The 19,313-nt window shown below is 68.8% G+C and carries 11 protein-coding genes, 2 pseudogenes and 1 riboswitch; of the genes and pseudogenes, 7 read left to right on the forward strand and 6 right to left on the reverse strand.

From position 1 onward, the window contains the following. Window positions 1-2 precede the first annotated feature (2 nt). Both ACZYY4_RS08240 and ACZYY4_RS08245 read left to right on the forward strand, forming a co-directional pair. Window positions 3-4,344: pseudogene (locus ACZYY4_RS08240) on the forward strand (HAD-IC family P-type ATPase); the annotation flags it as partial. Between the two features lie 151 nt (window positions 4,345-4,495). Continuing rightward, a complete protein-coding gene (locus ACZYY4_RS08245; protein WP_463809296.1) occupies window positions 4,496-4,774 on the forward strand; it encodes a hypothetical protein in 279 nt (92 codons plus the stop codon). 10 nt (window positions 4,775-4,784) lie between these two features. Here ACZYY4_RS08245 and ACZYY4_RS08250 read toward each other — a convergent pair whose 3' ends face one another. Further along, the gene (locus tag ACZYY4_RS08250; protein WP_463809298.1) at window positions 4,785-4,979 is read right to left on the reverse strand and encodes an Rv1535 family protein; all 195 of its coding nucleotides are present in this window, start codon (window positions 4,977-4,979) and stop codon (window positions 4,785-4,787) included. A gap of 227 nt (window positions 4,980-5,206) precedes the next feature. Next, window positions 5,207-5,386, reverse strand: a riboswitch (M-box (ykoK) riboswitch). A gap of 233 nt (window positions 5,387-5,619) precedes the next feature. Then, entirely contained in the window at window positions 5,620-7,368 is a 1,749-nt protein-coding gene (locus ACZYY4_RS08255; protein ID WP_463809300.1) for an MFS transporter, read from the reverse strand. 248 nt (window positions 7,369-7,616) lie between these two features. Here ACZYY4_RS08255 and thiC point away from each other — a divergent pair, with 248 nt between their 5' ends. The 4 genes from thiC (at window position 7,617) to ACZYY4_RS08275 (ending at window position 12,265) form a co-directional block, all read left to right on the forward strand. Continuing rightward, the gene (thiC, locus tag ACZYY4_RS08260; protein WP_463809302.1) at window positions 7,617-9,260 is read left to right on the forward strand and encodes a phosphomethylpyrimidine synthase ThiC; all 1,644 of its coding nucleotides are present in this window, start codon (window positions 7,617-7,619) and stop codon (window positions 9,258-9,260) included. After that, window positions 9,260-10,090: a bifunctional hydroxymethylpyrimidine kinase/phosphomethylpyrimidine kinase gene (thiD, locus tag ACZYY4_RS08265; RefSeq protein ID WP_463809304.1), complete on the forward strand. Its 831-nt coding sequence runs from the start codon at window positions 9,260-9,262 to the stop codon at window positions 10,088-10,090. Before thiC ends, thiD begins: the two co-directional genes overlap by 1 nt. Then, window positions 10,087-10,704, forward strand: a complete 618-nt coding sequence (locus ACZYY4_RS08270) for an alpha/beta hydrolase family protein (RefSeq protein WP_463809306.1) — start codon at window positions 10,087-10,089, stop codon at window positions 10,702-10,704. The genes thiD and ACZYY4_RS08270 overlap by 4 nt, the downstream gene beginning before the upstream one ends. A gap of 76 nt (window positions 10,705-10,780) precedes the next feature. Continuing rightward, window positions 10,781-12,265, forward strand: coding sequence for a flavin-containing monooxygenase (locus ACZYY4_RS08275; RefSeq protein WP_463809308.1), 1,485 nt, complete (start codon window positions 10,781-10,783; stop codon window positions 12,263-12,265). 26 nt (window positions 12,266-12,291) lie between these two features. Here the strand turns inward: ACZYY4_RS08275 and ACZYY4_RS08280 are convergent, their stop codons facing one another. The 3 genes from ACZYY4_RS08280 to ACZYY4_RS08290 form a co-directional block, all read right to left on the reverse strand. Continuing rightward, entirely contained in the window at window positions 12,292-13,578 is a 1,287-nt protein-coding gene (locus tag ACZYY4_RS08280) for a TetR/AcrR family transcriptional regulator (protein WP_463809310.1), read from the reverse strand. Between the two features lie 111 nt (window positions 13,579-13,689). Beyond that, window positions 13,690-15,150, reverse strand: a complete 1,461-nt coding sequence (locus ACZYY4_RS08285; RefSeq protein WP_463809312.1) for a M28 family peptidase — start codon at window positions 15,148-15,150, stop codon at window positions 13,690-13,692. Next, the gene (locus tag ACZYY4_RS08290; RefSeq protein ID WP_463809664.1) at window positions 15,147-16,634 is read right to left on the reverse strand and encodes a M28 family metallopeptidase; all 1,488 of its coding nucleotides are present in this window, start codon (window positions 16,632-16,634) and stop codon (window positions 15,147-15,149) included. The genes ACZYY4_RS08285 and ACZYY4_RS08290 overlap by 4 nt, the downstream gene beginning before the upstream one ends. Window positions 16,635-17,620: 986 nt before the next feature. Between ACZYY4_RS08290 and ACZYY4_RS08295 the strand changes: the two are divergent. Further along, window positions 17,621-18,481, forward strand: a pseudogene (locus tag ACZYY4_RS08295) (PGRS repeat-containing protein); the annotation flags it as partial. On the opposite strand, the gene ACZYY4_RS08300 reads toward ACZYY4_RS08295, so the two are convergent. Next, a complete protein-coding gene (locus ACZYY4_RS08300) occupies window positions 18,478-19,239 on the reverse strand; it encodes an SGNH/GDSL hydrolase family protein (protein ID WP_463809314.1) in 762 nt (253 codons plus the stop codon). The pseudogene ACZYY4_RS08295 and the gene ACZYY4_RS08300 sit on opposite strands and share 4 nt — an antisense overlap. Window positions 19,240-19,313 lie beyond the last annotated feature (74 nt).

The following is a 19,313-nucleotide window of genomic DNA, read 5'->3' on the forward strand; positions in this document are numbered from 1 at the left end:
GAGTGGATTTAGGTCGTGCCATCAGGCACTCTCCTGCGCTGCGCGCAGCGAACTTCGGTGTCCAACTCACGTCCGCCCTGGTCGGCGCATCGGTCCAGACCGCAGCCGGAGTGGCTGGCACATTCAGCCCAGCTCACGACACCGGCCCAGCCCTGAACCGGCGTTGCTTTCGCAGCCCGGAGCGGGCCTGGGTCGAGGTTCGCGGGCTTGACGGAGCCGCCGGCGACGAGGTGGCGACCACGGTGCTGGCCGCCGCCCGGAGCCTGCCGGGGGTCACCTCGGTCCGGCTGAACCACCCGCTTTCGCGCCTGGTGGTCGGTCTCGACTCGGCCGATCCCGGCGTGGTGTCGATGCGCGAGCTGCTGCGGGTGGTCACCGACGTCGAGATCCAGTACCGGCGGGTATCCCCCCGCCAGCGCAGCGCGCCCACCAGCCTGCCCGGCGACGGCATGACGCAGATGCTGCGTGCGCTGACGGTCGGCGCCAACGTCGCAGGTCTTGGCCTGGCGACCGTGGGCCGGCTGCTGCGCCTGCCGGGCCTGCCGCTCGGACTGGAAGCCGGCGTCACCGTCGTCAACTACCAGCCGCGCCTGCGGGCACTGCTGGAGGACAACATCGGCAAACAGGCCACCGACGCGCTGTTGTCGCTGGCCAGTGCCACCGTGCACACCCTCAACGCCGCGCCCACCTCGCTGGCGGTGGACCTGTCGGTGGAGGCGATGCGCGCCGGGGAGGAACGTGCCGCCGAGCGCGCCTGGCGCCGCCGCGAACCGGAGCTCGCCGAGTACGCCGAGCATCCGCCGGTGGTCGCCCCGCGGCGGCCGGCACCCCGCCCGCCGGGTCCGATCGAACGGCATCTGGACCGGACCTCTGTGGTGCAGGCCGCCGGCGCCGGGGTGATCTGGGCGGCGACCCGCAGCCCGGATCTGGCCGGCACCGCCGCGACGGTGATGGCGCCGAAGGCGACCCGCACCGCGCGGGAATCGTTCGCGGCGACTCTGGGCCGCGGTCTGGCCGATCAGCACGGAGTGGTGGTGTTGCGGCCGGGCAGCCTGCGTGAGCTGGACCGGGTCGACACCGTGGTCATCGACCCGCGGGTGCTGTGCGGCGAAACCCTGCGGGTGATGCAGGTGCGCGGTGCCGACGACGACGAGCTGCGCGCCGTGTGGGTGCAAGCCCAAGCCCGGTTGAGCGACGCCGGACTCAAACCCGGCTGGCATCGGGTCGGCCCGCGCGCCGGCGTGCAGGCGTCGTTCCAGCCCGCATTGCTGCCGCTGGCCGCCGCGGTGGTGACCGAAGCCCGGCAGGCCGACGTCGAGGTGGTCTCGATCGAGGCTGAGATGCTCGGCGAACTGCGGCCGATCTTCGATGACATCCGTCCGCTGGACGGGGCGTCGGTGGACGAGGCGCTGGCCGCTGCGGTGACCGCCTATCAGGCCGACGGTCACGACGTCGCGGTGCTGTCGACGGCCGCCGTGCAGGCACTGGCAGCGGCCGACGTGGCGCTGGGCATGCTCCCGGGACAGGGTGCTCCACCGTGGTGTGCCGACGTGTTGCTGACCGACCTGGCTGCGGTGTGGCGGGTGCTGCACGCGCTGCCGGCGGCCCGCTCCGCCAGCCGCCGTGGCGTGGAGATCTCCACCGGTGCTTCGATTCTGGGTTCGTTGCTGATGCTGCCCGGGGTGCGAGGTCGCGGGCCGGGCCCGGTTACCACCGGAGCGGCGGCCGGCGCGCTGTCGGGCTACTGGCTGGCCCGGCGCGCCGTGGACGCCGCGACGCCCCGCCCGGCGGCCGTGCACGAGTGGCACGCGATGTCGGTCGACCAGGTCCGGGCGGTACTTCCCCCGCCAGACTTGGAGATCCCGGTTGAGGCCCACCACGCTCCCGCGGCGGCGGCCGCGCTCGCGGCAGTCGACCTGGCCCGCCGCGGCGCCCAGCGGACCGCACCGCCCCGACTGTTCTGGCAGTTCGCCCAGGCCGTCCGCGGTGAACTGTCCGACCCGATCACACCGGTGTTGGCCCTGGGGGCCGCGGCCAGCGCCGTGCTGGGTTCACCGGTCGACGCGATGCTGGTCGGTTCGGTGTTGGGCGGCAACGCGATGCTGGCCGCCGCGCAGCGACTGGTGGCCGAGCGTCGGCTCAGCGTCCTGCTCGACGACCAGGTGGCGCCCGCGCACAAAGTGATCCTGGGCGCCACACCCGAAGACCGGACCTACTGCGACGTGATCGCCGAGCACCTGCAACCCGGGGAGCTGATCGAAGTCCGCTCGCACGAGGTGGTGCCGGCCGACGGTCGACTGGTCGACGCCGATGACCTCGAGGTCGACGAGTCGTCGCTGACCGGCGAATCACTGTCGGTGGTCAAGCAGGTCGAGGCCACGCCGGGAGCGGATCTGGCCGACCGGGAGTGCATGATCTACGCGGGCACCACCGTGATCACCGGCACCGCACTGGTATTGGTGACCGCAGCCGGAGCCGACACCTACAGTCGCCGGGCCGCCGACCTGGTCGCGGGCGAGCAGTCCGCGGTCGGGTTGCAGCACCAGTTGAGCCTGCTGACCGGCAGAGCCTGGCGGATCAGCCTGGCCGGCGGCAGCCTGGTCACCGGCTTGGGCATGATCCGGCGGATCGGCCTGCGCCAGTCGGTGGCGTCCGGGATCGCCATCGCCGTCGCGGCGATTCCCGAGGGCCTGCCGCTGGTGGCCACCCTGGCACAGCAGGCATCCGCCCGCAGATTGTCCAAATCTGGTGTGCTGGTTCGGGTCCCACGCTCAGTCGAGGCTCTCGGCCGAGTCGACGTGGTGTGCTTCGACAAGACCGGAACACTGAGTCAGAACCGGCTGCGGGTGACGCAGGTGAAGCCGGCGCCGGGATACTCCACCGATCAGGTGTTGGCGTTCGCGGCCCAGGCCGCCCCGACCACCAACGGTCGGCAGGTGCACGCCACCGACGCCGCGATCGTCGAGGCCGCGGTGGCGGCCGACGTGGTAGACCCCGATCGCGGAGAGGTCGCCCACCTGCCGTTCAGGTCCGGCCGCAGCTACTCGGCTTCGGTCTACGGCGCCGAGCTGACCGTCAAAGGCGCCCCGGAGGTCGTGGGGCCCGCCTGTGGCGGCGATCCGGCGATCCGCAAAACGGTCTTGGGCATGGCCGGCGAGGGCCTGCGGGTGATCGCGGTGGCCCGACGCGAACTCTCCGCCGCTCAGGTGGCAGCCCTCGGCGATGACCCGGATCCGGACGACATCGGCGAATTCTGCCGCGCCGGGCTGACTTTCGTCGGACTGCTCGGGATCGCCGACACGCCGCGGCCCGAGGCTGCCGAACTGCTCGCCGAGCTGGACCGCCGCCAGATTCCGGTGCGGTTGATCACCGGCGACCATCCCGTCACCGCCACCGCGATCGCACGCGAGCTGGGTTTGGAGGTCGGCCCCGAGCAGGTGATGAGCGGAACGGACTGGGACGCGCTGTCCCGCAAGGGTCAAGAGCAGGCGGTGGCCGAGCGGGTGGTGTTCGCCCGGATGTCACCGGAGAACAAGGTGCAGATCGTGCAGACCCTGGAACGCACCGGCAAGGTGTCGGCGATGGTCGGCGACGGCGCCAACGACGCCGCGGCGATCCGGGCCGCCACCGTCGGGATGGCCGTCGTCGCGCACGGCAGTGAATCGGCCAGCAGCGCCGCCGACGTGGTGCTGCTCGACGGACAGATCCAAACGCTGCTCGACGCCCTGGACGAGGGCCGAGAGCTCTGGCAGCGGGTGCAGGCGGCGGTGGCGGTGCTGCTGGGCGGCAACGCCGGCGAGGTGGCCTTCGCGATCATCGGCAGCGCCATCACCGGGCGCTCGCCGCTGAATGCCCGCCAGCTGCTGCTGGTGAACATGCTCACCGATGCGCTGCCGGCGACCGCGCTGGCGGTGAGCGAGCTGAGTGAGTCCGCGGCCTCCACCGCTCGCGGCCCGGACCCCGACGCGTTGTGGCGCACGGTGGCCGTGCGCGGGGTGACCACAGCGTCGGCTGCGGTGGGCGCCTGGGCGCTGGCGTCGTTCACCGGCCGGCAGCAGCGGGCCTCGACCGTCGCCCTGGTGTCACTGGTCGCCGCCCAGCTGGGCCAGACCTTGCTCGATTCGCACGATCCCCTGGTGGTGCTCACCGCGGTCGGTTCGCTCGGCGTGATGGGGACGTTGATTACCATCCCGGGTGTCAGTCAGCTGCTGGGCTGCACCCCGCTGGGCCCGCTGGGCTGGGCGCAGGCACTGGGTACGGCGACGGTGGCCACCGTCGGCGCGGCGGTGGTGCCCAGGCTGCTGTCCGGTTCGCAGGGCACCGCAGCCAAGCCCACCGAGTACATGGTGCCCGGGCCGCGCCGGCCCGACGGTACCCCGATGTCGAACGGCCACGCCGCGCCGCGGCTGCGACTTGTGCACAATGGGGACACTGACTCTCGCCGCGGAACGGCCGCGGCCCGATCATCCGGCGACCCGTCGCCACCAGGAGGCTCATGATGGCGGACAAGCCGCGGCGCACCGCATCGCAACGGGAAGCGGTCGCCCACATCCGCGACGCGGAGGGCTTCGCGATCGAGTTGCCTCTGTTCGGCAAGGTAACGGTGCCGCGTCCCGAGCAGCTGGCCTACTACGGCGGGCTGGCGCTGCTGGCGGCGTTCGAAATCATCGACTGGCCAGTGGCTGCCGCGGTGGCTGCCGGCCACATTCTGGCCAACAACCACCGCAGCGAAGTCCTCGAGCACCTCGGTGAGGCACTGGAAGACGCCGAGTAGACGCCTGACCTCAGTCGTTTACGGTCAGAACCCCGACGCGCCACAGGAGTGCGTACATCTGGTTCAAGGGACCGCTGAGCAGCCGGGTGGTCATGTCGACCACCGGGTCTGAAGTAGGCGCGGCAGGACGGCGGTCCAGCTTCTTCGCGGTGCTGATGGCACGCGGAGCCGGCGTCGTGATGTCGGTGTAAGCGATCGCAACCATGATGGCCTCCTAGTCGCGTAACGTCGCTACGCGCTCAACTGGAGGCCAGATCGTGGCTCAGCTGGAGGCGGTATGCGACCGTGCGGATGGGGACGGAACTGAAGTCAAATATCGGCTCGGACTATCACCGGAACTCATTTGTCCCTCACCCCCTCTCGGTCGCGGGCACGCTTGTGCGTACCAATTCCACCGCATGCTTGGAGGCAGCTCCGACAGAACGTCGGAAGACCGCACCCCTCTCGTAAAAGCTTTGGCACTGCACGGCGTGTCCTGGCCTGAAAAACAGGCCGGAAGCCACTTGGGCTCAACCCTTAAGCCGGGAGGAGCTGTCCTGACCAGGGGCGTCTTTCGACGTTCGGGGTCAGTGGCCTATGTCCGTGCAGACGCCTCACCTAACGAGGTGCTTGCAGGCTCCATAGTGCCCGAGGACGGCGGACGGGTCAACTCCATCGCGACCCGGGCGTGTCGTCCCGGCGCGGACGCCCGGCTGGTTGATTCTGCGGCGATGCCGGCGGCTCTGAGGCCAGGGTGGATTCCGCGCGAATATGCCTGCACTGCAGGCGCATTCAACGTATATCCCTCCAAGCCGGCGCCCCCGCAACACCAACGGCGACGACCGGCCCGAAACGCACGTCGGGTTTCAGTCCCTCAGGTTGACGGGTTCGGCGGCGTAGCGCCCCGGCGACATCCATGAGGTCAGCGCGCCGAGCACCATCATCAGCGCGGCCGCGGCGAACACCACCGCCAACCCGGTGTGGAACGGCCCGGAGATCAGCTGCGGAAAAAAGCTGTGCCCGGTCAGCGCCTGGGCATCGACACCCGGCTGATCCAGGGCGCCGAAGGGCCCCAGCAGCTCGCCGATCGGGTTGTAACCCAGAAAGGCCGCGAACAGGCTGCCCACCGGCGGGGTATTGGCCACCTGATCGGCGACCGCAGCCGACACGCCTTGCTGTTGCAGCCCGGCGCCCATCGCCGCGGGCAGCGTGTTGGCCAGCCCGATCACCATCAGCGAGAAGAACACGCCGATCGACAGCGACGTGCCGGCGTTGAAGAACGTGGCCCGCACACCCGACGCCGCTCCGCGCTGATCGGCCGGCACACTCGACATGATCACGGCACTGTTGGGCGCGGTGAAGATTCCGCCGCCCAGCCCGTTGAGGAACACCAGCGCCGCGAACATCCGGTAGTCGAAGTCGACCGGGAGCAAGACCAGTGCCACGAACGTCGCAGCCATCAGCACCATCCCACCGACGGTGAACGGCCGGGCGCCGTGCCGGTCGGACAGCAACCCGGCCACCGGTCCGGCCAGCAGGAAGCCGGCCGTCATCGGCAGCAGGTAGATACCCGACCACAGCGGGGTGGATTCGAAGCTGTAGCCGTGCAGCGGCAACCAGATGCCCTGCAGCCAGATGATCAACATGAACTGCAGGCCGCCGCGCCCGACCGCCGACAGCAACCCGGCCACGTTTGCCATCCCGAATGCCGGGATCGCGAACAGTCGCACATCCAGTAGCGGCGCGGCCACCCGCAGTTCGATGACGCAGAACAGCACCAGCAGCGCCACCCCGAGCGCCAACGAACCCAGTACGGCGGGGCTGGTCCAACTGGTGGGTGAATCCCCGTGCGGCTGAATGCTGTAGGTGATCGCGGTCAGCAGCACCGTCAGGCCGAGCGCCAGTGTCACGGTGCCTGCCCAATCCAGTTTGGCCGGTGCCCGCTCACCGAGTTCGTGCAATGACCGCATCGACCAGATGGTGCCCAGCACTCCTATCGGGACCCCCACCCAGAACACCGCCCGCCAATCCCATTCCGACAGCAGCCCACCGATCAGCAGACCGACGAAGGACCCGGCGACCGCCGCTACCTGGTTGACGCCCAGCGCCATGCCGCGCTGATTGGCCGGGAACGCATCGGTGAGGATCGCCGCCGACGACGCGAACAGCATCGCGCCACCGATCCCTTGCACCACCCGCCAGCCGATCAGCCATTGGGCGCCGGGACCGAGGTCGAACGGGTCGATCGACAGCGCGATCGCCGCGACCGTGAACACCACGAAGCCGGCGTTGTAGATGCGCACTCGGCCGAACATGTCACCGAGTCGGCCGAAGAACACCACCAGCACCGCCGACACCAGCAGGTAGCCCATCAGCATCCACAGCAGGTAGCTGACATTCGCCGGGTCCAGCGGATTCAGCCCGATGCCGCGGAAGATGGCCGGCAAAGAGATCAGCACGATCGAGCCGTTGATGGTGGCCAGCAGCACGCCCAAGGTGGTGTTGGACAGCGCGATCCACTTGTAGCGCGGGTGATCGCGGCCGTAGCGCAAGCGGCGACCGGCGGTCGCCACGGCGCCGAGGTCGCTGTTAGCCCTCTCGACTTGCGCCGTCATTGACTCTCCTGCGTCTTCTCACCCAAAGCACATATGTTAGCTATGCAAAGGATCGGATACCTAATCTGCGATGCCCGCCCGCGCAGCTGATGCCTTACGCCGGCTGCCGTGCTGCGCTAGCGTGGCAGTGCAGGAATGCCAGTGCAGAAATCCAAACCGCGGGAGCGCAACCAGTGCGCTGAGAGGACGGCCGGGGCCGTCGACCGTACGAACCTGACCGGGTCATGCCGGAAAGGGAGAGGAAGAACATGACTGATGTCGTCATCGAGCCGCGGGTGACCACCGGGCCCATCCCCTACAGCGAGAAGTCCTACCGCGAGATCGAAGCCCCCGGCGGCGTGGCCATGAAGGTGCCGTTCCGCCAGGTCAATCTGACCAATGGCGAGCACTTCGACCTCTACGACACCTCCGGCCCGTACACCGACTCCGACGCGGTGATCGACCTGCACCGCGGTCTGCCGGCCCGGCCGGGCGTGGTGCGCGACCGCGGCACCCAGCTGCAGCGCGCCCGCGCCGGTGAGATCACCGCCGAGATGGCGTTCATCGCCGCCCGCGAAGGTTTCCCCGCCGAGTTGGTGCGTGACGAGGTGGCCCGCGGCCGCGCGGTGATTCCCGCCAACCACAACCATCCCGAGCTGGAGCCGATGATCATCGGCAAAGCGTTCAAGGTGAAGATCAACGCCAACATCGGGAACTCCGCGGTGACCAGCTCGATCGCCGAAGAGGTCGACAAGATGGTGTGGGCTACCCGTTGGGGTGCCGACAACATCATGGATCTGTCCACCGGTAAGGACATCCACGAAACCCGGGAGTGGATCTTGCGCAACTCCCCGGTTCCGGTCGGCACGGTGCCGATCTACCAGGCGCTGGAGAAGGTCAACGGCGATCCGACAAAGCTGACCTGGGAGCTGTACCGCGACACCGTGATCGAGCAGTGCGAGCAGGGTGTGGACTACATGACCGTGCATGCCGGGGTGCTGTTGCGCTACGTGCCACTGACGGCCAAGCGGGTCACCGGCATCGTGTCGCGCGGCGGCTCGATCATGGCGTCGTGGTGTCTGTCGCGGCACCAGGAATCGTTCCTCTACACCAACTTCGAAGAGCTGGCCGACATCCTGGCCCGCTACGACGTCACGTTCTCCCTGGGCGACGGGCTGCGGCCCGGTTCGATCGCTGACGCCAACGACGAGGCCCAGTTCGCCGAGTTGCGCACCCTGGGCGAGCTGACCAAGATCGCCAAAGCTCGTGGCGCCCAGGTGATGATCGAAGGTCCGGGGCATGTTCCGATGCACAAGATCGTCGAGAACGTGCGACTGGAGGAGGAACTGTGCGACGAGGCGCCGTTCTACACCCTGGGACCGCTGGCCACTGATATCGCACCGGCCTACGACCACATCACCTCGGCGATCGGAGCGGCGATCATCGCCCAGGCCGGCACCGCGATGCTGTGCTACGTGACCCCCAAGGAACACCTCGGCCTGCCGGACCGCAAGGACGTCAAGGACGGGGTCATCGCCTACAAGATCGCCGCACACGCCGCCGACCTGGCCAAGGGGCACCCGCACGCCCAGGATCGCGACAACGCATTGTCCAAGGCGCGCTTCGAGTTTCGCTGGTATGACCAGTTCGCATTGTCTCTGGACCCCGACACCGCTCGCGAGTACCACGACGAGACGCTGCCTGCCGAGCCGGCTAAGTCCGCGCACTTCTGCTCCATGTGCGGCCCGAAGTTCTGCTCGATGCGGATCAGCCAGGATGTGCGCGACTACGCCACCGAGCATGGGTTGGAGACCCAGGAGGACATCGACGCCGCAATTCAGAAGGGCATGGACGAGAAGTCAGCCGAGTTCGCCGACCACGGCAACCGGGTGTACCTCCCCATCTCCACCTAGTGGAGTTCCTGCCGCTGCCCCCGCCCGGATCGACACCGGCGCGGGTGCTCACCATCGCCGGGTCGGATTCGGGCGGTGGCGCGGGCATTCAGGCGGACATGCGCACGTGTGCGCTGCTCGGTGTCCATGCGTGCGTCGCGGTGACGGCGGTGACGGTGCAGAACACCATGGGAGTCAAGAGCTTTCATGAGGTTCCCACCGACACCGTCGCCGCCCAGATCAGCGCGGTGGTGCCGGACATCGGGATCCAGGCCGCCAAGACCGGGATGCTGGCGTCGGCGCAGATCATCACAGGAGTAGCCACGACCTGGCAGGAACTCGGACTGAAGGTGCCGCTGGTGGTCGATCCGGTGTCGGCGTCCATGCACGGCGATGCGCTGCTGGCGGCCTCGGCGCTGGACGCGCTGCGCGACAAGCTGTTTCCGCTGGCCGACCTGGTAACGCCTAACCTGCACGAGGTGCGACTGCTGGTCGGTATCGACGTGGTCGACGCCGAAAGCCAGCGGGCGGCCGCGCGCGAGCTGCACAGCCTGGGGCCGCGGTGGGTGCTGGTCAAAGGCGGGCACTTACCGTCGGCGCAGCACAGCCCCGATCTGCTTTATGACGGCACCGCCTTTCAGGAGTTCCCCGGTCCGCGGGTGGCCACCGCACACGACCACGGCGCCGGAGACACGCTGGCCGCGGCGACGGCGTGCGCGCTGGCGCACGGGCTCACCGTGCCCGACGCGGTGGGGTTCGCGAAACGCTGGGTGACGCAGTGCCTGCGCGCCGCCTACCCGCTGGGTCACGGGCACGGCCCGGTCTCGCCGCTGTTCCGGCTGGAGCGATGATCCTCGACGCGATCGCCGGCATCGCCCATCACCCCGAGGGCACACCGACCGGGGTGGTATTGCTGGCCCACGGCGCCGGCGGCAGCCGGGACTCGCCCATGCTGCAACGACTTTGCGACGAATGGGCGCGGCGCGGCTTTCTGGCGATCCGCTACGACCTGCCGTTCCGCCGGCGCCGCCCGAAGGGCCCACCTTCGGGTTCGGGTGTCGGCGATCGTGAGGGCATCGTCGAAGCCATCGGCTACGCCCGCTCACTGACCGACGGTCCGCTGATCGCCGGCGGGCACTCCTACGGCGGTCGGCAGACCTCGATGGTGGTGGCCGACGGGGGCGCAGCGGTAGACCTGCTGGCATTGTTCTCCTACCCGCTGCACCCGCCCGGCAAGCCTGAACGCGCCCGCACCGAGCACCTGCCCGATATCAGCGTGCCCACCGTGTTCACCCACGGCAGTTCGGACCCCTTCGCAACGCTGCCCGAGATTCACGCCGCCGCCGCGTTGGTGCCGGCTGCGCACGAGGTCGTCGAAGTCACCGGCGCCCGCCACGACCTGGCCTCGAAGACACTGGACGTGCCGGCGCTGGCGGTCGACGCCGCGCTGCGACTGCTGGGCTGAGGCCGGCTCAACTCGCCTGGTCCGCGCCGCCCGGTGAGCTTCGCTGGTTACTGGTGAGTCAGGTACCGTAATTTTCATGAGTACCGAGCTTTTCGACGTCGTCATCGTGGGTGCGGGCTTCGGCGGGGTGGGCGCGGCGATCGAGCTCAAGAAGCTCGGCTACGACAACATCGTCCTGCTGGAGCGCGAGGACGATCTGGGCGGAACGTGGCACGTCAACCGCTATCCCGGACTGGCCGTCGACATCCCGTCGACCACCTACTCCTACTGGTTCGAGCCCAACCCGCACTGGACGCGGCTGTTCGCCACCGGTTCGGAACTCAAGCGCTACGCCGAGCACGTCGCCGACAAGTACGACGTGCGCCGCCACATGCGGTTCAACACCACCGTCGAGGGCGCCCGCTGGGACGAGGAAGCCCAGCGCTGGCAGGTGAGTCTGGCCGATGGTGCGACGCTGAGCGCCCGCTACCTGATAACCGCGACCGGATTCCTGTCCCAGCCGAAAGCCCCCGACATCCCCGGCATCGACGGCTTCGCCGGCAAGGTGGTGCACACCACCGCGTGGGACGCTGACCACGACTTCAATGGTCGGCGGGTCGGCCTGATCGGCACCGGCGCCACCGCGGTGCAGCTGATCCCGGAGCTGGCCAAGACGGTCGGCGACCTCACGGTCTACCAGCGCACACCGATCTGGGTGGCCCCCAAGCTGGACTTCACGTTCTCTCCCGTCGTGCGGCGACTGTTCGCCCGGGTGCCGCTGGCCCAGCGGGCGCTGCGGTGGGTGACCGACGGCCTGTTGGAGTTCATGACGTTCGTCGGGGTGCTCAATTTTCCGTACTTCCGTCGGCTTTCGATCGGCGCGATGGACCTGTGCAAGATGCACCGCTTCATCTCGATCCGCGACAAGGAACTACGGGACAAGCTCACCCCGAGCTACGACATCGGTTGCAAGCGGCCCAGCTGGTCCAACGACTACTACCGCAGCTTCAACAAGCCGCATGTGCACCTGGAGACGGCCGGGATCGAGCGGGTCGAGCCGGACGGAATCGTCACCACCGACGGACGCAAGAGCGAGATCGACACGCTGGTGCTGGCCACCGGCTTCGACCTGTGGGAAGCCAACTTCCCGGCCATCGAAATCGTCGGACGCGACGGGCGCAATCTGGGTAAGTGGTGGCGGGAGAACCGGTTCCAGGCCTACCAGGGCGTATCGATCCCGGCCTTCCCGAATTTCCTGAGCTTGGCCAGCCCCTACGCGTTCTGTGGGCTGTCTTTCTTCAACACGATGGAATACCAGATGCGGCACATGGGCCGCTTGTTCGGCGAAGTGCAACGTCGCGGCGCCACGACGTTCGAGGTCACCGAGGCCGCCAACGACCGCTTCCTCGACGAGATGACCAAGCGGCTCGACCGCTCGGTGTTCTACGCGGGCGACTGCGCCACGTCACGGTCCTACTACTTCAACCCCAGCGGCGAAGCATCGCTGCTGCGGCCCACGTCGGTGCGTAATGCTGTGCGCGACGGCTCCCGGTTCCCCTTGGAGGACTACCAGATCGCCTGATCTGTAGGCTCGTTCGGCAGCAGGCGTCAGAATTCTTTGGTGCCCAGCACGACTGATTCCAGGAGTTTGCGGAGGCAGGCCTGTGCGTAACCGGGCGCCACGGTGGCGGGCCCGTCGCCATACGATCTGCCCTCCCGCTCCAACCTGCCCAGGTCGTCGACCAGCGCCGCCAAGGCGTGCACCAGGAACCTTGCGTGCACGGCGTCCAGGTCCGGCCTCACCGCCGTCAGTGGTCCCACCCAGGTTTCGATGAAGGCGCGCTCCGAGGTCCGCAACAGCTCGCGCTCCGCAGAACTAAGATTCACCCGCTCGGTGTCATAGACCGCCGCCAGTTCGGGATTGGCGAAGATGGTGGCCACGAACGCCTCGACCAGACGGGCCACTACCTCGCGCGGGTCGGCGAAGACGCCCGCGATTGCCGACATCTCTCCGGAAATCCGGTCGACGGCACGCTGAAGACCCGTCGTCAAGATGTCGCTCTTGCTGGAGAAATACCGATACACACCGGAGGCGGGCACGCCGACGGCGTCGGCGATCTCGGTGACGCTGGTTTCCGTATAGCCCTGCCTGCCGAACAGCAGGATCGCCGAGCTCAGCAGCGCCTCGTACGGCCCGGCGTCCGGCGTGAAAATGCGCCACACCGACGGGCGGTTGGCCCCGACATCAGCCGGTTGGGGCAGTTGTGTGGTGGCCAGAGCCCGCGCCGCGTCCAGGAGCAAAGGCCTGACTTCGTCGTCCGGGATCGGCAGCCGGTGCCCGACGACGCTGCCCGCGATACTGAGCAGACCGGCGGACAGAACCCACCGCTCCGTGGACGTCAACTCCGGACGCAGTACTTCCAGCGGACGTTGTACCCGCCGGTTGACTTGGTATATCTGCGCCATCAGCGTGGCCTTGCCATCGGGCTGCAGATAGCGGCCCTGCCAGCGGTACAGCCCGCCGGCCTCGCGGTTGGCGATCGCTGACGTGATGAGGGTGTCAACGATCCGGTCCAGTACCGCCGCGGCGTCCTGTTCCAATTCCGCGTCGGACACCTCGTCGATGAAGTCCGTGCAGTCGACCAACTGTCGACCGAGCGCACCGACGACGACGGCGAACATGTGGTACTTGCTCGGATAGTGCCGGTACAGCGCCGGCGCCGAAATTCCAACTCTGGTGGCGATCGCCTCCATGCTGGTCGCGTGGTAACCCTGCGCGCTGAAGGCCTCCGCAGCCGCACGCGTGATCTGTGCTTTGCGGTCCTTGGGGCGCCGCCTGATGCGGGCACCCGCGCGTCCGGCCGGGTCGTTCGTGGCACCGAGCGTGATAACCACCACCCCTTGTCAACTCAGACCAGCTCCGTCACTTGCAGAGCATTATTAACACACTTAGGTGAACGACGCAGTGCCAGGTGGCCCGCTTACCTGCATGCCTGGTGTGGGCGGCTACGGGTTCAGCGGCACCCGGTGCCGCTTGTCGCGGAGTGGAACTCCGTTAGGGCCACCGATGGACTGCGCGTAGTTCGCCACCGCGAACGCAACCGCCGAACCTGTGAGCGCCAGCGCATGCCGGTTGATCTTGTCGACGGTATCGCCCGGGCCGTGATAGTTCGGATCGAACGCGGCACCAGGCTTGCCGCCCCACAGCCGGGCCTGAGCGGTGGTCTTGAGCTGGGACGCCCCGGTGGTGATGCCACCGACAGGCACCCCGGCCACCACGAACGGGCTGTAGTCGGTATCGCTGCTCAATGGCATATCGGCGGGCCGTACGCCCACCAAGTTGAGATAGCCGGCCAGCGTGCGTTCGACGCCGGCGGATCCGACGGGGACGTCGCCGGGGGCGATGTCGCGGCTCGGCATCGCGGACTGGTCACCGTCGTAGGTGAAGAATCCGGCATTCGGGGAGCCGAGCATGTCGAAGTTGAGGTAGACGGCGATGTCGTTGAGCTGGTCGCGGTCGAGTCCGAAGACGTAGTCGGCGGAGCCGCCGAGCTGTTGTTCCTCGGCGGCCCAGAACACGAACCGCACCGCGTTGGTGATCTCGGGGGACGGGCCCAGTTGTAGGGCGGTCTCCAGTACCGCGGCCACCCCGGAACCGTTGTCGTTGATTCCCGGGCTGCCCGCTGCCCCGTCCAGGTGCGCACCGACCATCACGATGTCATGCTCGGAGCCGGTTTGGGTCTGCGCCACAATGTTTCGTGAGGTGATTTTGACGATGGTGGTGTCCAACACGAGCCGCACCGCGCCCGTGGCGCGACGCAGCGCTAGGTCGCCGTCGCGACCGGCCACCGCCACCGGCATGGTGAGCTGGTCGTAGTAGTCCGGCGTGAACAGGCCGGCCGGCGCACCGTTGCGACTCGGCAGGCTGACCACGATCAGTGCCGCGGCACCGCGTTGCGCGGCCACGTTCTGCTTGTCCACCACCGAACAGCCGGCGTCGCTGACCACCGCGATGCCGCCGCGGGGCACCGCGGCCGGATAGTCGGCCGGCGCACAGCCGGCTGACCGGGCCGGGCGGATCACCGGGCCGGTCACCCCTTTTGCCGGTGTTCGCACCAGCAGCGACGCCTGGTCCACGGAGTAGCCGACTCCGGAGACGGTCAAGGTGGGCTTGCCCGGCGAGGTCGTCTCCAGCCGGGTGATCTCCGGTGTTTCGACATCGAAACCTTTGTCCCGCAGGGCATTCAGGACGTATTCCGCGCTGGCGTCGAAGCCGGGTGTGCCGTCGGTCCGATTATGCTGATGCGCGTCGGCGATCTCCTGCAGTCGCTGTAGGTGCACCAGCATCGCATCGACCGTGACCTGACCGGCCAGCCGATTCGACAGCGGCGGCACGGCGGCCGGCTCCTGAGAGCAGCCCGCCAGCAAGGCGGTCACTACCAGCAGGGCGCCCGCCGGACGAATCACGGGGTGGTGACGACGTGGCGGGTGCGGTCGTCCCGAACCGGAACTCCATTGCGGCCGCTGAGATCCTGGGAGTACAACCCGACGGCGTAGGGGACCCCCCGGCCGTTGAGGGCCAGTTCGTCGCGGTCGATGTTGTCGATGGTGTCGCCCTTTTGGTGGTAGTTCGGGTCGAACGGCTCATCGGCGGCGCCACCCCACAGTTTGGCCTCGTCGGCCGTCTTCTTCACTTCGGCACCGGAGAACAGCCCGCCGGACGGAATGCCGGCCTGGGTGAACCCGTCGTAGTCGGAGCGACCGTCGAACGAGGTGTCGCGCGCTTCCTTGCCGGCGGACTTGAGGTAGGCCACCAGAGTCCGCTCGATGCCGGCCGAGCCTTCCGGCACCACCGGCTGACCGCGTTTGTCCGCGTCCAGCGACTGGTCGCCGTCGTAGGTGAAGTAGCCCGGGTTCGGCGAGCCGAGCATGTCGAAGTTCAGATACAGCGCGATGTTCTTGAGTTGCTCGACGTCGAGCGACTCGATGTACTTCCTCGAGCCGATCAGGCCGAGCTCTTCGGCACCCCAGAACCCGAACCGCACCGCGTTGTGCGCCTGAGGTGAATCCCCCAGTTGCAGAGCAGTTTCCAGCACCGCAGCCACCCCGGAGCCATTGTCATTGATACCGGGACCCTCCGGGACGCTGTCCAGGTGGGCGCCGAGCATCACCACGTTCTCGGTCGACCCGGTCTTGGTCTGGGCGATCACGTTGCGGGCGGGAATGTCGTCGGTGTGCGCGTCGAGTTTGACGGTGATCGCGCCGTGCCCGCCGCGCAGCATCGCGCCATCGGCCTTCGTCACGCTCACGACGGGAATCTTGACCTCGGTCTTCTCCCCGAGCGTGCCACCCATCTTCTCCTCGTCGACGCTGTCGGCGACGATCAGCGCCACCGCGCCTTTCTCGACGGCGATGGCCATCTTCTCCTTGAACGGGCAGGTACCGCGGTCCACCAGCACGACGGCGTCCTTGACCGTCAGGCCGTCGTAATCTTCTGCGCTGCACCCCGGGCTGTCGTCAGCCGGCGCGGCCGGGGCGGCCACCAACGGACCGGTGACGCCGTCCGGTGGCGTTCCGAGACTGTATTGCAGTGCGCGGGCCTCGACGGTCTTGTCGCCGAGTTGCGCCGAACCCTTCTCGGCCTTGAATACCCGGGCGGTGAACTCCGGGGTCTCGACGTCGAATCCGTGGTCGCGCAACGCGTTGGCCACGTATTCGACGCTGGCGTCGTATCCCGGGGTGCCGACGGCGCGGGTGCCGTCATGGGCGTCCGCGATCTGCTGCAGCTGTTGCAGGTGGGTCATCATCGCCTCGATGGTGACCTTGTCGCGCAGCGTGTTGGCGAACTCGGCGGCTGCGGCGGCATCGGGTGCCTGCTCGGCGGTGCGCGGTGTGCTGCTGCACCCGCCGGCGAGCAGCACAGCGGCCAGCGCGGTGCCGAGGACAGGCATCAGTTTCTTCTGGTAATCCACCGCGTCCACGTTAGTGGGTGTGCGACGCGCGCGAAGTCAGGCAGGGCCCGCGCCGACCGCATCTGGAGACCGCGGACAGCGGAATGCCCCGCACGGGGAGGTGTGCGGGGCATTCCTGCTGTATCGGAGAAGGACTACGGAGTGCCTCCGGCACCGCCGGCACCGGCACTGCCGTCCGCTCCGCCGTTGCTGCCGGCCGATCCGGCATTGCCGCCTCCCCAGCCCCCGCCCTACCCAGAGGCACCGGGCCTGCCACCCACGCCACCATGGGTGGCCACCGGGTTCGGCGGAAGCGGAGTGACGTTCAGGTCGGTGGTACCGCTGGCACCACCGGCACCGCCCGCGCCGTCGGTGTCGCCGATACCGATCCGCCGATTCTCCTTAACGTTTCCTTCAGATTTTGCACGTTAGCTAATAATCTGGCCATTGTCTACCGATAGTACGGAAATCGATCCCAATTAAGTCGTTCGGTATGATTCTGTGGCGATCATCGAATGTTTGGTCGTCTTACGTCTACTGTTGCGGGCCCGCCTCGTCTACTGTTGCGTCGACAGTCACAGAAAGGCCCTCCGATGACACGGCGACCCCGGAAAAAGGCCCCGCGACGCGGCGCCCTCATACTGAGGACAGCTCGGGTACCGCTGGCCCTGTTCACAGCAATCGGCATCGGCGTTCTGGCTCCAGCCCCGGGCGTACATGCCGACTTCGAAGACCTGCTGGCGGACCTGTTCGATCCCGGCGCATGGGGGAACCTGTCGAATGACTTCGACAGTCTGTTCAGCCCGTCCGGCTTGGATCTGTCCGGTGACGAGCTGGTCGGCTCGGCCGCCGGCAGTGGTGTCGTCTTCGACTTCTACACACCGCTGCACGCGGCGCTGCAGAGCTGGCTCACCTCTGACTTCGGCGAACAAGCCCTCGCCCCGATCAACCAAATGTTCGCGCCGCTGTACCCCGACGCATGCGGATTGATCTGCAACGGGGCCGACGGCACCGAAGCCGACCCCGACGGGGGCAACGGAGGCGTGTGGTTCGGCGACGGCGGCGACGGCTGGACCTCCACCGAGGCCGGTGTGGCCGGCGGCGACGGCGGGCACGCCGGGCTCTTCGGCAACGGCGGCGACGGCGGTAACGGTGCGGCCGGTATCGACGGCGGTCGCGGGGGCGACGGCGGTGCCGGAGGGACGCAGTTCGGCAACGGCGGCGCCGGCGGCAACGGCGGGAATGGCGCGGCAGCCGAAACCGGTGCCGGCGGCGCGGGCGGCGACGGCGGAATCGGCGGTGACGCAGGCCAGCTGTTCGGCGGCGGCGGGCACGGCGGCCACGGCGGCACCGGCGGCGCGGCCACCGGGCCCGGCAGCACCGGCGGTGCGGGCGGCGACGGGGGTAACGGGGGTCGCGTCGGTGGCAGCGGTGACCCGGCCGGCGCCGGCCACGGCGGGGCCGGAGGCGACGGCGGCGCAGCCACCGGGACCGGCAGCAAGGGCGGCGCCGGTGGCGACGGCGGCAAGGGCGGCGGGGGCACTCCGATCGTCCTCGGCATCCTGGGTGGCAATGGCGGCGACGGCGGCGACGGCGGAGTCGGCGGCGCGGCCGGCGGCGACGGCGGCACCGGTGGGACCGGCGGCCACGGCGGCAGTGGCGGGCACGGCGTCGGCTTCGGCGGCGACGGCGGCGCGGGTGGCAACGGCGGCAACGGCGGTACCGGCAGCGACGGCGCAACGGGCGGTCTCGGCGGACCGGCGGGCAACGCCGGGCCCGGCACCGTCCACGGCAGCACGGGTACACCCGGCAAACCGGGCGAACCCGGCGTCACCACACCCGCTTAACCGGCCCCAACCCACTGCGCCGTCACCAGCTCGGCGACCGCGGCCATCCCGGCGGCATTGGGGTGAAGCGGCCACGGCCGCCACGGCAGCGGCAGGCCCGGGCCCACCGTCCACGGCTGCGCCGACCACGGGTGGTGACCGCGGCTGGCCTGCCCGGCGCGCACGATCTCGCAGCCGGTGGCGCCCGCAGCCGCTGCGGTGTGCCGCTCCAACTCCTGCGCGACGTGGCGGGCCAGATCGACCACGTGCTCGGGCAGTCGCCCGGCCCGGGCCCCGGCCGGTGGCATCAGGGTCAGGTAGTCGACGAAGAGCACCCGAGCACGCGGCGCGCGGTCGCGCACCGTGGCGCCGACCGCCCGCAGCGCGGCTTCGACCTCGTTGAGCGCCTGCTGGCGCTGGCTACGATCCAGTAGCGCACCGATCGCCGGCACCAACCGAGTCACCCGGGGCAGCATCGCGGCCATCAGCAGCGGCACATAGCCGACGTCGTTTCCGCCGATCGTGATGGTCACCAGCGTTTCCGAGCCGTCCAACACCTCGACCTGGGGTGCTTCGCCGTGCTGGCGTTCGGTCAGCAGATGGGCCGTCGTCGCGCCGGAGAACGTGACGTCGACGAGATCGACGTGCAGTGCGTCCGCGAGCAGGTGCGGGTAGTTGCGCACCGAGCGCCCCGCGGCCCGCGGCGCGCCGTCGACAGCAGGCCGGATACCAGGGCCGGCCGCCATCGAACTGCCCAGGGCGACATAGCGATTGCTCACAGTGCCTCAGTCTTGGCCGAGTGTGCGTATTCCCGGTCCGCGAACGGCGTGTCGGACCGGGGACACGCACCCTC

The organism is Mycobacterium sp. IDUB_21, assembly GCF_055419425.1.